This window comes from Brevibacterium sp. CSND-B09 (assembly GCF_052906525.1).
Window position 1 is genome coordinate 1,931,705 of the sequence record NZ_JBREGI010000001.1, and the last position, 14,170, is coordinate 1,945,874.

Sequence of the window (14,170 nt, forward strand, 5' to 3'; positions counted from 1 at the left end):
CAGACGACTGTCAAGGATTTTCCGCGAGAGTGGAAGAATCAACGAAGACGAGTTGAGTTGCGAGACCAGGAGAGGAGGCAGACTTGGACAGAGCAGAAGAGCCGGGCGGCCCAGGGACCGCGGGCAGCCAACCCCGCCCGGGAGGCAAGCATGCGCGCGGCGGAAATGTGTTCGAACATACGATTGCGGAGCTGCTGCGGGCGATCCGTCTCGGCAAGTACCTCGTCGGCGACAAACTGCCGGCCGAGCGCGAACTCGCCGCCCAGGTCCGGGTCTCGCGGGCGACCCTGCGGCAGGCGCTCATCGAGCTTCAGACTGCGGGCATCGTCACTTCCCGTCGCGGTCGCTACGGCGGCACCTTTGTGACACGACTGCCGTCCGCCGACACCGATGAGCGCATCGACCCCGGCGAGCTCGATGATGCCGTCCGGTTTCGCTTGGTTCTCGAGACAGCCGCGGCCCGCATCGTCGCCGAGCGAGACCTCTCTCCGAACGAGGTCGCTGCCCTGACCGCAGCGGAGACGGATTGTCGTACGGTGTTCGCCTCCGCCGAACAGTTCCGCGTGCTCGATGCCAGATTCCACCTCATGATCGCCGAACTCACGCACATGCCGTCACTCATCTACGCCTCAGCGAGCACTCGCGATCGGGTCAACGCCCTGCTCGACCGGATCCCCTTCATCCATACGAACGTCGAGCACTCCTGCGATCAGCACCGAGAGATCGTCGACGCCATACTCGCCTCTGACCCTGATCGTGCCGCCGATCTCGCCGCACAGCATGCGGAAGGCACCGAGAAGCTGCTGCGCGGATTCCTCGAACAGAGGTGAGACCAGCGGCGAATGCTCTTGAACCTGACACCGTGTCAGGTGGTGGACTGTCGATGACGACGAGGAGAGCACATGAGGATCGGTGAATTCGCGCAGCTGGGGCAGGTATCGGTGCGCATGCTCCGCCACTATGAGTCGATGGGTCTGTTGGCTCCGGATTCGGTCGAACCGTTCTCCGGACACCGCAGCTACACGGTGGCGCAGCTGCCGCGCCTCAACAGAATCATGGCGCTCAACGCCCTGGGGATCTCGCTGCGGAAGATCGCCGAACTGATAGACGCCGACCTCAGCACGGCCGAGCTGACCGGCATGCTCAATCTGCGTCGTCATCAACTGCGAGCCGAGCAGTCGGCTGCAGCCGCGAAGCTGGCCGAAGTCGAATTTCGGCTGGCACTCATCGAAGGGACTGCTATGAACCATCCGGACTGCATCATCAAAGAACTGCCTGCAGAGAGGGTACTCGGACAGACGGTCGTTCTCGGCGAGCCGCCGTTCGACACTTCTGAGATCGGACCGCTGTTCGGCACCGTTGCCGACCGTCTCGCTGAGGCGGGGATCCGACACGCAGCCGGCATCGGCATCTACTCCGACGCCGGACACGGGACCGAGGTCACCTGCGGGTATCGCACGGAAGCAGCTCAGGATCTTGCGGATCTGCAGGTCACAGAGCTGGAGGCGTGCACTGCGGCAACTCTCATCCACGAGGGGTCGATGAGCCGCATCGGCGCCAGCTGGCAGCACCTTTCCAAGTGGTGCATCAGTCAGGGGTATTCCCTGACCGGCCCGTGCCGCGAGGTCTATCTCGACACCGATGACGACACCGCAGACAACTCCGACCAAACTGGGTGGATCGTCGAGCTCCAGCAGCCGATCATCGCGTGACGGCGACGCCCGAGGGGGCAGGGTTCCGTTCCCTCATTCAAGGCGAACCGCGTCTGTCGGTTCGTGTACGGATCGACAGACGCGGTTCGCCTTGAACGACGCTGCGGAACCGCCTCGGCGACGGTGTCCCGGTCAGCGCGACGGCGAAGGTGTCCCGGTCAGCGCGACGGCGAAGTCGCCTCCGCGCCTTCGGTCACAGCCTTATCGGCTACAGCCTTGCCGACCACGACCTTCTTGCGCAGGGCGAGGAAGAACAGGACGAGGCTGACGGACAGGGCGATGTGGCCGAGGCCGGCGATTCCGGCGATCATGGCGTTCGACTCTTCGCCGAGGACGGTGAGCGAGCCGTGCCAGACCATCACCCCCGCAGTGAGGATCACGCCGACGTTGTAGAGCCAGAAGAACCACGAGAACAGCTTCGTGCCGGAGAGTCCGAACACCTTGTCGAGGGCGAGGACGATGAGGAGAACGATGAAGCCGAGTGTGAGCAGGTGGGTGTGGACGAGGCCGAGCTGCGTGAACTCGCCGGAGGGGAAGTCGTTGGCCTTGGTGAACTCGCGGTAGAACAGTCCCGAGAGGACGCCGATGATCATGTACGTGAACGCTGCATTGAATATCTTCTTCATGCTTCCACTTCATCAGCACGCGGGCGCGGTTTCCTGACCCACAGGATTGAACTGCATCCCCAACTTTCGATTGATGTTCCATCACACAGGGTCCTGAGGCCCCGAAAATCGGTTCCGGAGCTCGTGATCCCGCTAGCCTGGAGGCATGGCCATGGAGAACCTGCTTGCGAAGATCGACCGCCTCGCCGGCGGCAGGAAAGCCGGAATCGTCGTGCCCTCGGACGGCCTCGCACACCCGAAGACCAAACGCGCCTTCGCGTGGATCACCTGGCTGCTCGTGTTCGAACTCGTGCTCGGCTTCGGAGCCGTGGTCTACGCAGTGCTCATCGCCCGGGCCGGGGAACCGGTGCCGTTCGCCGTGTGGATGCGCACGATCGTCGTCCTCGGCATGACCGTGACCCTCTTCTACTTCTTCTGGCGCGCAACGAAGGGCTTCTACTGGGGATACCAGCGCCTGCGCCTGTTCACGCAGATCTTCCCCGTCATCACCCTCGTCATGGCCGCGATCCCCGGCCTCTACCCGGTCTGGATGATCACCGAGCAGATCGTGTTCAGCCTGGTCATGATCGGCGTCGGCGACTTCCTCACCGGCGACCACCTGCGCGAGGTGTTCCGCAAACCCGAGGACTGAGCGGGCGGCATCCTCCTCGTGCCCGGGCCCGTACCGGAGGCCCATCGGATGAGGCCCCGGACCACGACCACCGAGGCGGCACCCGCCCACCACGTCATCCGACCTCAGCCGGAACTCACCCTGCAACGAGGCGGCGCGCCTCCTCCTGATGCGCAGCGATGAGCGCTTCTTTGTCGAGCGCGTGTCCGCTCGCGCCGATGGCGTGGCCGTCGACGACCCGCCACTGACCGCCGACCATCACGCGATCGGCCTTCTCTGCACCGCAGAGGACGAGTGCGGGGATCGGGTCGTGCGATCCGGAGAAAGCGAGGCCGTCGAGGCGGAACATTGCGAGGTCGGCCTGCTTGCCCACCTCGATGGTGCCGAGATCGTCGCGTCCGAGTGCCGCCGCCGATCCCTTCGTCGCCCAGTCGAGGACGCGGCCGCAGGTGACCGCCTCGGCGCCGTAGCGCAGACGTTGGATGTAGAGCGCCTGCCGGACCTCGCGGATGAGGTTCGAGGCGTCATTCGACGCGGATCCGTCGACACCGAGTCCGACGTTGACTCCGGCGTCCTCGAGTTCGACGGCGCGGGCGATTCCCGAGGCCAGCCGCATGTTCGAAGTCGGGCAGTGGGCGACGGAGACCCCGGCGGCGCCGAGGCGGCCGATCTCCGAATCGTCGAAGTGCACACCGTGCGCCAACCAGGTCCGCTCCCCCAGCCAGCCGACGGATTCAAGGTAGTCGACGGTGCGCAGGCCGAAGGTCTCGCGACAGAAGTCCTCTTCGTCGATGGTCTCGGCCAGGTGGGTATGGAGGCGGACATCGAGTTCCGCAGCGAGTGCGGCGGAATCGCGCATGAGCTCGGTGGTCACGGAGAACGGGGAGCATGGGGCGAAGCCGATCTGGATCTGAGCGCCGGGCTCACGTTGGTGGTAGGTCTCGACGAGACGGCGGGAATCGTCGAGGATGACCTCCGAGTCCTGGACGGTCTGCTGAGGGGGCAGTCCGCCGTCGTCCTGGCCCAGTGACATCGACCCGCGAGTCAGCATGGCACGCATGCCGAGTCTCCGGACGACGTCGACCTGGATGTCGATGGCCTCGTCCATGCCGGTGGGGAACAGGTAGTGGTGGTCGGCTGCGGTCGTGCATCCGGATTCGAGGAGTTCGGCCATCGCCACGGTCGTGGCGAGTTCGAGCGCGCGCGGGGTCAGCCTGGCCCAGACCGGGTAGAGGTTCTGCAGCCATCCGAACAGCGGCAGGTCGGCGACGGGCGCCCATGCACGGGTCAGCGTCTGGTAGAAGTGATGATGGGTATTGATCAGCCCGGGAGTGATGACATGCGCCGAGGCGTCGATGACTTCAAGGGCAGCCGTGTCACCGGCGGTTCCGCCGGCCCCGGATGAAGTGGGTTCGCCACCGGCGGGAACGAGTTCCACGATAGTTCCCGTGGCGGGGTCGATGACGATTCCCCGCGCCGCCCGGTTCGGATCGACACCGGCACCGAGGTGGACGGCCAGCGGATCGCGCAGCCACAGTCGCGCGGTCGATGTGTTCCCGGAAGCCGGGGAGTTCCCCGGCAGCGGGGAGTTCCTCGATGCGCGGTCTCCCGTATTGAATGAGCTTCCTGGTGCCGAGAAGCTTCCTGCTGACGGTGTGCCGGTTCCATTGCTTTCGGTCATCATGTCGCCTTTCCCTCTTGAACCGTGCGCGTCGAGCGCGCACTATTGGTCAGTGGCGACAGAACTGGGGCTGACGCCACCAGCTCAGGTTTTCCGGCGTCTGCTGCTCCGCCGGTCGGTATCCCATCCAAGATCCCCGACTGTACCCACCTATCGGCGAGACGGTACGATGATCCAAAACCATCGAACTGAGCGAACGTTCAGTAGATCGTCGGGGGATGAGTACACGACTGCCGTGAACTCTAGCATGTGCCGCGGGTCACTAAAATGGCTTGCGGCGAAAATGGTATTCCTTTAGAGTTTTGCGATAAGGAAATTTCCTTTCGCATAACGGAATTATGCAACCGATCCCTCGGTCGATCTGATGCCCGCTCGGACGCTACACCGGCCACTGAGGTCGGTCAGTCACAGTGAGGTCTTCGCCCGAGGACGCACTCAATGGAGAGATAGATGTCGGTATCCCATCAGTCACCCAGCAACGACCGCAAGTCCGCGGCCGCGAGCAAGTCGGCCCGTCCGGAGGACGAACGGCTTCCTGTCGGCAGTTCCTTCGCCTACGGTCTGCAGCACGTGCTCACCATGTACGGCGGAATCATCGCCGTTCCCCTCATCATCGGCAATGCCGCCGGTCTCGACGGCAACGGCATCAGCCTCCTCATCGCCTCCTGTCTGTTCATGGGCGGTCTGGCCACGATCCTGCAGTCGGTCGGAGTGCCGTTCTTCGGCTCGCAGCTGCCGCTGGTCCAGGGTGTCTCGTTCGCCGGCGTCGCGACGATGACGTCCATTCTGGCCGGCGGCGACGGTCTGCCTGCGGTCTTCGGATCGGTGCTGGTCGCCTCGGTGATCGGCCTGATCGTCGCCCCCGCCTTCGCGCTCATCGTGAAGTTCTTCCCTCCGGTGGTCACCGGCACGGTCATCACCACGATCGGTCTGTCACTCATGCCCGTGGCCGCAGGCTGGGCTATGGGCGGGGACGCCGAGGCCGCCGATTACGGCAGCATGCGCAATATCCTCATCGCCGTGGTCACCTTGGCCATCGTGCTCGTCCTCAGCCGGATTCCCGTCGCGGTGATCTCCCGCCTGTCGATTCTGCTGGCCATCGTCATCGGCACCATCGGCTGCCTCATCTTCGGCTGGGCCGATTTCTCCCATGTGCTCGATCGCGGGATCTTCGCGTTCCCCGAGCCGTTCGCCTTCGGTATGCCGACATTCTCGGCCGCGGCGATCATCTCGATGTTCATCGTCATCATCGTCACCTTCGCCGAGACTACGGCGGACATCATCGCCGTCGGAGAGATCGTCGATACGAAGGTCGATTCCAAGCGCATCGCATCGGGCCTGCGCGCTGACATGCTGTCGTCGGCGGTCTCGCCGATCTTCAACTCCTTCACCCAGTCGGCATTTGCGCAGAACGTCGGCCTGGTGGCGATCACCGGCGTGAAGTCGCGCTTCGTCGTCACGGCCGGTGGTGCGATCCTCGTCGTTCTCGGTCTGCTGCCCGTGATGGGCGGGGTCGTTGCGGCGGTCCCGACTCCGGTTCTCGGCGGCGCGGGCATCGTGCTCTTCGGCACGGTCGCCGCGTCGGGCATCCGCACGCTGTCGAAGGTCGAGTACGAGGGCAACCTCAATATGATCATCGTGGCGGTCTCGCTGGCCTTCGGCATCATCCCGGTCGTCGAGCCCGACTTCTACAATGCCTTCCCGGATTGGGTCGGCATCATCCTCCATTCGGGCATCTCCTCGGCCACTCTCATGGCCGTGCTGCTCAACCTCGTCTTCAACCACATCGGAGTGAAGACGAAGGACCGTTCTGATCGGTCGGTCTTCGTGGCCGGCACCGGACGAGTCATCCGCAAGGAAGAGCTGCAGCGACTCATCGACAACGAAGCCATCCTCTATGAAGGCGATACCGTCAAGGACGGCAAGATCGTCGATTGCAACGGAGAAGAGGTTCCGGTCGTCACCGAGGAGCAGCACGAGAAGGTCGTCGACGCCGCCCAGAAGGGTGAGGTTCGCACTCAGGAAGACGTCCGCCGCCTCATCGCCGAGGACGGTAACTGAGGCCAGATACGCCAGCTGGACCCGGATACACCGAACGGGCCCCGGCCGCCGTCTGCGAAGGCGCGCGTCCGGGGCCTCGTGCGATTTCGGGCTGCAGTCAGATCGGGCGGGCCGTCAGATCGAACCCGCCGTCAGAACGGGGGAGGATCTCCGGAGTCCCAATAGTCGTTCCACGGGGGCTCCCGGCCGACGCTCGAGACGGGCTTGGCGCCAGCGGTCGGGGCACACTTGTCCCCTCGTTCCCTGGAGCCTGGTTCGGAGTCCCTTGGCTCAGAGGCTACTGGTTCGGAGCCCCCTGTTGCGGTGTGGCCCTCTGGTTCAGGAGGGCGAAATGCATCTGTATTGTCGAGTCGTCCGGCTGGGCCCAGATTTCCGACGTCGCGAAGCTGCTCCGCGTCGACGGGATTCTGCCGGTCGAGCAGATTCGGCAGTTGGTCATAGTTCTCCACCTGTCGAGCGTGCTCGGCGTTGATTGGGTTGTCCGGTGGATACATTGTTGCGACGACTCCGCGGGTGAAGGAGTACTCCACTGCCCCGTCCTCGGTCATTCGGACCGCGAGCCTGCGGTCGGTCTTGGCCTGGTGGTCGGGTTTGCACAGCGGGTGGAGGTTTTCGAACGTCGTCTGACCGCCTCGGGCCGGATCGGCATGGTCGAACGGAATGATGTGATCGACTTCCGAGGTCTCCGCTCGTCGAGTGCAGCCTGGAGCGGTGCAGGACTGCCATCTGCCGACCAAGGGCGCGCGCACGTCTGCCGGGATGTAGTAACTGCGCGAGCGGGCATCGATCGGTGTCCCGGTGGCGGGATCGGTGAGGATCCGGTGCCAAGTGGGGCTCTCGCCTGCGAGCGCACGTGCCGCGTCGGGCGGCACCGGGGTGCCGTCGGAGAACGTCCCCGGGAGCTCCGACTTTCCCACCGCGGTGAGGTAGGGAACCGTCACCATCATCTTCGCCTGCTCTCGCACCCACTGCCCGTGGGTGGGCATGACGAGCTTGATGGTGGTCGTCACCTCGACGCCGGTGTTGGCGGTCGCTTCCGCTTCGCTCTGCGCCTCCTGCACGGCACGATCGACCGCGGCTGCCGTGATCGGAGCCGTGGAGTCGGATTCGTCGGCGACCGAGGAGTCCGAGCCGTCGGCGGCTTCGAGAGCGATCTCGTTCGTGGTGGTCTCACCGGTTGTGGTGTCGTGCGTCGTCACGGCGATGCTCATCTGCGGGGTCGCTCGAGTGGCGATGTCGAACATGAGGGCGGCGATGCTGTCCTGGTCGGCGACCTCGAGGCCGGCGGTGCTCTCTTCGGAGAGCGCCGAGATGTTGCCGTTGCGGATCGCTCGGGCGAATGCTTCGATGCGCAGGTAGAAGGCGTTGAGTTCCACGGCGGGTCCGGACAAGGTCACCGAGGCGGTGCCGTCGGGGTAGTTCATGATGTCGACCCGGCGACGCTTCTCGGCCAGTTCGGTCCGGTCGTCGACCGGGACGAGTGCCGCGATCTTGAGGTTGAGCGACTTCTTGAAGGTCTCCATAGTGATATCGGCACGGCGGTCGCCCAGGTAGGCATCGAGACGGGGCAGATATTCGAAGGCGACGTCTTTGATGGCACGGGTCGCTGCAAGTACGTGTTCGATCGTGAATTCACCGGCGAGGCAGCGCTGCAGGAACTTCGGCAGTCCGAACGCCAGTGTCACGGCGTTCGTGATCTCGTTGTAGGCACCGTTGCTCGTCGAGCCGAGGACCGTGGTCAGCTCGGCGATCTCTTCGCGCGTGGCAAGGTCGTGGACCCAGCTGTTGAAGGATTTGTGCAGTCCGAATTTGGGGAAATTCGGAAGCGGGGCTGCCGGCGGAGCCAGTGGCTGCTCGACGATGCTCTCCCCGGGTTCGCTGTCGTCGACGGCAGTGCCGGTGGAGGAATCAGCGTCATCAGACCCGTCGAGAGCGCGGTCTTCGAGAACGAAGCCGGTGGATGCCCACGGGTCCACGAAGTCGTCCTTTTCAGGCAGCAGTCCGTCACGTGCCGTGATGAAGCGGCCGGCCGTTTCGGTGAACGTTGAGTGATAGTAGATCTTGTCGCCCTCGGCGTAACGGAGCTTCTCAATGACATCGGTCAGAAACAGGCCCGCGATGGCCTGGAATTCGGCGAGGCGAACTCCCGTGCTCAAATGAGCCAGACTGACGACCACGGCCATCGGCGAATCGGGTTCGACGTCGAGACGACGGGGTGAGTCGGGGCCGATCAGAGGAACCTGAGGTGATGAAGAGAGGTCTGCCGATGTCGCGGGTGAACCGGAGACTGATTCATTCGAGGCACGCTCGAGACCGTTGTTGCCCGGATCCTGAGGATCCTTCATCGATCTCGCCGCCTTTCACGTCGATGTGAATGCCTTGACTCTATTTTACTCCCAAGGAGAAGATATGAATGTCACAATTCGATTACGAAAAGAATCTCTGCGAATTTGGGTGCTGTTTGATGTATTTTGATGATGAAGTTTTGCCCCAGCCGAGGCTCGGCGAGCCAGGAACCTACTCAGTCAGCAGGCCGGGCAGCTGGTCCATCGCGTTGAAGGTCTCGGCGGCACCCGCTGCCAACAGCGTTTCCACGCTCTGATGAACCGGAGAATCCGGGCAGAACCCGAGCACACGGGATCCGGCCGCAGCGCCGGCGATCACGCCGGTGGGGGAATCTTCGATCACGGCCGCCTCGGCGGGGTCGATCTGCAAGGATTCGGCTGCTGCCAAATAGACGTCCGGGGCGGGCTTCGAGTTCGGCTGCTCCATGCCGGAGAAGATCCGACCCTCGAAGGCATCGAACAGGCCGATCTTGCGCAGCTGCAGCTCGATCTTCGGACGATCCGCTCCCGAAGCGCAGGCGATCCTGCCCGGGTAGCTCTCGGCGATGCGGTGAACGGCATCGACGACCCCCGGAATCGCTTGGAGGGAGGCCTCGAGCTGGGCATTGCGCCGCCGCCGGAACTCCTCCATCCACTCCGCGCCGATGCGGAATCCGGTGTGCTCCTCGATGACATCAGCCTCATCGCGGAGCATCTTGCCGACGAATCGCGCAATGCACTCCTCGGCGCTCAGCTGCCAGCCGAGTTCCTGCAGCATCTGGTGGAGGACGCCGTTCGTGATGCTTTCGGAATCGACGAGGACTCCGTCACAGTCGAAGAGGACGGCGGAGAATTTCGGAAGTGGGGCCATACTCCGATTCTGCCACCCGGCACTGACGCGCAATCACGGGCATCCACGCCGGCTCGTCCCTGAATCTCGCGGACCCGATGCTGCCGCTGTCGCACCGTGCCGACCGACACCGTCCCTGCTGCCCCAGCTCAGGAAACGAAGAGAGTCCCAATCACACCGCGCCGACCGCCACCGCCGTATACAGCACCCGCGCGGTGGCGAGCGCGCAGACGATGATGACCAGCGCAAACAGCGTCAGCCAGGCACCGGCGGGCAAGGCCGAGCCCTGCGCGAGGATATAGGCATCGGACTGCTGCACATGGCGCCGGCGCGTATGGACGCGGATGACCTTGACGAGGTCCTTGAGCGACCCGATCGTCAGCGCCGTGCCGAGCGCGGCGACGAAGACCGAGATCCACTCCAGCGGCAGGAACACGACGACGAGCTGCGCCGCGATCGCCGTGATCACGGCGATGACCGCGCCCGCGAAGTTCCGGATGAAGATGAGCGCGACCAACAGGATCAGCGCGCCCACAGACAGTGCCAAGGGGGCCCAACCGAAGGCCGCCGAGGTGGCCAGGACGAGTCCGAGCACACCCGGTGCCGGATATCCCCAGAAACCCGCCCATGTGGCGGAGAAGCCGACTCGGCCGAAGGAGTTCATCTGCCCCGAATGATCGAAGTTCAGCGAGATCCCCTTGACCACTCGTCCCGTCATGAGCGCGGCGAATGCGTGACCGAGTTCGTGGATGAAGGTCACGAACAGTCCGAAGAACCTCCAGATCCCCGGAGTCAGGGTCACGACCAGGGGCACTCCGATGACGAGCACGAGCCCGAGGACGTCGAGCTCGAGCCCGTCCTGCCGCCCGAATCCCGAAGTGATGGCGTCCCACCACGTCGCCGTTGCCTGCTTGAAGTCCATAGCGGCCCAGTGTACGAACCGCTCCTGAGCGGGACCCTCAGGACCTCCTCAGCGATTCGGGAGGTCGGGACTCCTATGACTCAGGCAGTCGAGGTGCCCATGGTTCGGGAGATCGGTCGCTTCGAAGGTTTGAAAAGCATCACCTGGTCGATTGCTCAAGTGACCTCATTGATTCGAGAACGCTGCATCGAACGAGGTCTCCGGTCGCTTCCACAGCAATTCGCGGATCCGGCCGACCGCTTCTGCGGCGCCGTGAAGACGGTCCATCCCAGCGTCCTCCCATTCGATGGAGATCGGTCCGTCGTATCCGATCGAGGCGAGCGCCCGGAACGCGTCCTCCCAGTGCATATCGCCATGGCCGGTCGAGACGAAATCCCACCCTCGCCGAGGATCGCCCCAGGACAGATGAGAACCGAGGATTCCGCTTCTGCCGGTCGGCGGCCGCAGCCGGGTGTCTTTGCAATCGACGTGATAGATGCGATCGGCGAAATCCGTGATGAAGCCGACGGTGTCGATTCCCTGCCACAGCAGATGGCTGGGATCCCAGTTGAGACCGAACGCCTCGCGCTGGTCGATCGCCTCCAACGCCCGGACTGTCGTCCAATAGTCATAGGCGATCTCCGAGGGATGGACCTCGTGGGCGAACCTGACCCCTTCCCCGTCGAAGACGTCGAGGATCGGATTCCACCGATTCGCGAAGTCGTCATACCCCTCCTCGATGACCGATGCCGGAACAGGCGGGAACATCGCGACATAGGGCCAGATCTTCGAACCGGTGAATCCGACGACCGTGTCGACTCCGAGACGCCGCGCCACACGGGCAGCGCGCTTCATGTCCTCGGCCGCTCTCTGCCGCACCCCCTCCGCCTCGCCGTCTCCCCACACGTACTCTCTGACGATCGCCTGGTGCCGGAAGTCGATCGGATCATCGCAGACGGCTTGACCCGCGAGATGGTTCGATATCGCCCACGTCTTGAGCCCGTACCGATCGAGGACCTCGAGCCTCGACTTCAGATACGCGGGATCCTCGTCGGCCCGAACCAAGTCGAGATGGTCGCCGGAACAAGCGATCTCCAAGCCGTCATAGCCCCAGGAGGCGGCTAGGCGCGCCACCTCCTCGAACGGAAGATCGGCCCATTGCCCGGTGAAGAGAGTGACGGGATGAGGACTGTCGGTCATGGCTGCTCCTCTGCAGTGCCTGATGAGTGATCGCGCCCAGCTGGGTGGTCGAGTCTGGATGAGTTGTCGTGACCAGGTAAGTGGTCATCGTGGTGTGCTCCTGGCCGCGCCCGCTGCAGCGCGGTGAGAAACTCGGCGCTCGAACGCGCCAGTGCGTCCTGACTCTCTGCCAACGGCCGCCAGATCGAAGCAGCCACGGCAATCGTGTCGTTGTCACCGGTGAAGCTCTCCACCGTGAGCGGTCCGAGGTAGTCGATGTCGTCGAGTGCGTCGAAGAACGCCTCCCAATCCGTGTGATCGCCGCCCACTGGCCCACGGTCGTTGCCGCAGACCTGTACGACTCGACAGTGCTGCCCGGCGGCTCGGATCGCAGCGGCCGGGGAACGTTCCTCGATATTGAGGTGGTAACTGTCCAGGGCGATGCCGACACCGTCTCCCAGCAGGGGCTCCAATGCATCGAGCCCCTGCTCGACGGTGTTGATGAGGCTCGTCTCGTAGCGGTTGAGAGGCTCCACTGCGATCGTCACGCCCCTTTCAGCCGCGAACGCAGCCACAGGGCGCAGAGCCTCCCGAAGTGTCCGAACCACAACTGTCCGTTCCCCGTTGTCCATCCGCCACACCCGGCCGGTCGCTGCCGTGAACGGTCCGGCCACGGTGGGCGAACCGACCTGGACGGCCACCTCGACGCAGCGACGCAGGTAGTCCTGTGTATCCGGCCGGAACCTCGGGTCGATGAGGTCTCGACCGGGCCCCATCGCCCCGACGATCCGCGCGCCCAGACCGAACTCGGCCACCGCCTCGGCGGCGGCACCGGGGTCCCAGTCCCCCGGCACCTCCACCGGAAGTTCGAGCAGGTCGAACCCGAAATCGCGGGCACGGCCGGCGAACTCACCGAGGCGGTCGGTTGTCAGCGGCGACGCCCACACCCAGGTGTTGATCCCGATCTCACGTGTCATGATCCGACTCGTCTCTCACGGATCAGGGAATGACCCTGTCCTGCCACACCTCAGGGAATCCGGACAGGTCCTCGCCGCCGAACTTCGCATAGTGCCCATCGGGCATTCCCTTGTTCCGATCGAGGTACTCATCGAGGTCCTCGGCCGTGACCGGGCTCTGCGGCAGCACCCATTCGGTCGGAACCTCTTCACCGTTGAAGATCATCTCGGCGGCGAGCAGAGGTGTCCGCCACTGGAAGTTCGAGTAAACGGGTGCCAGTGCCGTCATGTCCGTGTCCTTCCATTTGCGCAGGAAGCTGAGCTCGTCCTCGCCGGTCATGACGGGGTAGTCCTTCCCAGCGTCCTCGAAGGCTTCGACCGCGGAGACGGCACCATCGCCGGCGTCCATCCACACGCCCTGGACGTCGCCCTTGGCGAGTTCATCGGAGACGACCTTCTTGATCTCGGCCGGGTCTCCCTCGGTGAAGTAGTCGACAACCTCGATATCGGCTTCACCGAAGAGCTTCTCAGCTGCCGCCCACCGCTGTTCGAGCACATCGACGCCGGGCAGAATCCGCAGTGCGACGACCTTGTCTCCCTTCTCCAGGTTGTCGATGAGGAACTGTGAGGTGTCAATGCCCCATGCGAAGCCGCCGATCGGATGGATGAAGGTCACCGCGCAATCGGTTTCCACACCTCGGTCGAAGACGATGACGGGTTTGTCGGTCTTGCAGGCGCGTTCAACGGCAGGGGTGATCGCCGAGGTCGAGTTCGGCGAGATGATGAAGCCGTCGCAGTCGCCTTCCGAGATGAAGTAGTCGATGTCGGCGATCTGGGTGTCGTCGTTGTCCTGTGCGTCGCGGGTCTCCATCTCGGTGATGACACCGTTCTTCTTGAGATCCTTCAGCTGTTCGTTCATGGTGATCCAGCCGGTCTGCCGCCAGGGGTTCGAGATCGAAGCATTGGCGAAGCACATCTTCTTCCCGCCCTCGGACTTGAACTCCGAGGTGTCGCCCATCTCGGGGTTGATCATCTGCAGGTACGGCTGGTCCTCGGGGCCTTCGGGAACGACGTCACGTTCTTCGAACTGACGATCGTAGAGCTTCTGATCGAACCACTCCTCGGAGGAGTCTTCGCCGCCGCCCTCGCCGCCGCCGGGTTCCACCGTGGGGTCTGTTGTGCACCCGGCCAAAGCGATGAGCGCGGAGGCACCGACCAGCGCGACCGCCGTCCTCAGCACTGGTTTCAGTCCTGTTCTCATGATGGTTTC

12 protein-coding genes are annotated in these 14,170 nt (G+C 64.0%); 4 read left to right on the forward strand and 8 right to left on the reverse strand.

From position 1 onward, the window contains the following. Positions 1–83: 83 nt before the first annotated feature. Positions 84–830 carry a FadR/GntR family transcriptional regulator gene (locus ACU4IU_RS08725; protein ID WP_172173036.1) on the forward strand — a complete coding sequence of 249 codons (747 nt, stop codon included), beginning with the start codon at positions 84–86 and terminating at the stop codon, positions 828–830. A 72-nt stretch (positions 831–902) separates the two neighbouring features. Further along, positions 903–1,712 carry a MerR family transcriptional regulator gene (locus ACU4IU_RS08730; protein ID WP_446656468.1) on the forward strand — a complete coding sequence of 270 codons (810 nt, stop codon included), beginning with the start codon at positions 903–905 and terminating at the stop codon, positions 1,710–1,712. Positions 1,713–1,870: 158 nt separating this feature from the next. On the opposite strand, the gene ACU4IU_RS08735 is transcribed toward ACU4IU_RS08730, so the two are convergent. After that, entirely contained in the window at positions 1,871–2,338 is a 468-nt protein-coding gene (locus tag ACU4IU_RS08735) for a DUF2871 domain-containing protein (RefSeq protein ID WP_376905147.1), read from the reverse strand. Between the two features lie 145 nt (positions 2,339–2,483). Between ACU4IU_RS08735 and ACU4IU_RS08740 the strand changes: the two genes are divergently transcribed. After that, on the forward strand, positions 2,484–2,969 hold the full coding sequence (locus tag ACU4IU_RS08740) for a hypothetical protein (protein ID WP_139467678.1): 486 nt from the start codon (positions 2,484–2,486) through the stop codon (positions 2,967–2,969). A gap of 115 nt (positions 2,970–3,084) precedes the next feature. On the opposite strand, the gene ACU4IU_RS08745 is transcribed toward ACU4IU_RS08740, so the two are convergent. Continuing rightward, complete coding sequence (locus ACU4IU_RS08745) at positions 3,085–4,629, reverse strand: 8-oxoguanine deaminase (protein WP_446656469.1); 1,545 nt, start codon at positions 4,627–4,629, stop codon at positions 3,085–3,087. A gap of 450 nt (positions 4,630–5,079) precedes the next feature. Between ACU4IU_RS08745 and ACU4IU_RS08750 the strand changes: the two genes are divergently transcribed. After that, on the forward strand, positions 5,080–6,690 hold the full coding sequence (locus ACU4IU_RS08750; RefSeq protein WP_446656470.1) for a nucleobase:cation symporter-2 family protein: 1,611 nt from the start codon (positions 5,080–5,082) through the stop codon (positions 6,688–6,690). Between the two features lie 131 nt (positions 6,691–6,821). Here the strand turns inward: ACU4IU_RS08750 and ACU4IU_RS08755 are convergent, their stop codons facing one another. The 6 genes from ACU4IU_RS08755 to ACU4IU_RS08780 form a co-directional block, all read right to left on the reverse strand. Next, positions 6,822–9,035: an HNH endonuclease signature motif containing protein gene (locus ACU4IU_RS08755; RefSeq protein ID WP_446656471.1), complete on the reverse strand. Its 2,214-nt coding sequence runs from the start codon at positions 9,033–9,035 to the stop codon at positions 6,822–6,824. Between the two features lie 172 nt (positions 9,036–9,207). Continuing rightward, positions 9,208–9,885, reverse strand: a complete 678-nt coding sequence (locus ACU4IU_RS08760) for an HAD family hydrolase (RefSeq protein ID WP_446656472.1) — start codon at positions 9,883–9,885, stop codon at positions 9,208–9,210. A 151-nt stretch (positions 9,886–10,036) separates the two neighbouring features. Then, the gene (locus tag ACU4IU_RS08765) at positions 10,037–10,786 is read right to left on the reverse strand and encodes a M50 family metallopeptidase (RefSeq protein WP_259358075.1); all 750 of its coding nucleotides are present in this window, start codon (positions 10,784–10,786) and stop codon (positions 10,037–10,039) included. A 165-nt stretch (positions 10,787–10,951) separates the two neighbouring features. Further along, a complete protein-coding gene (locus ACU4IU_RS08770) occupies positions 10,952–11,965 on the reverse strand; it encodes a sugar phosphate isomerase/epimerase family protein (protein WP_446656473.1) in 1,014 nt (337 codons plus the stop codon). After that, positions 11,962–12,921 (reverse strand): sugar phosphate isomerase/epimerase family protein, encoded by a 960-nt coding sequence (locus ACU4IU_RS08775; protein WP_139467671.1) that lies wholly within the window; start codon positions 12,919–12,921, stop codon positions 11,962–11,964. The genes ACU4IU_RS08770 and ACU4IU_RS08775 overlap by 4 nt, the downstream gene beginning before the upstream one ends. A gap of 22 nt (positions 12,922–12,943) precedes the next feature. Beyond that, a complete protein-coding gene (locus ACU4IU_RS08780) occupies positions 12,944–14,161 on the reverse strand; it encodes a substrate-binding domain-containing protein (RefSeq protein ID WP_180345541.1) in 1,218 nt (405 codons plus the stop codon). Positions 14,162–14,170: the final 9 nt, after the last annotated feature.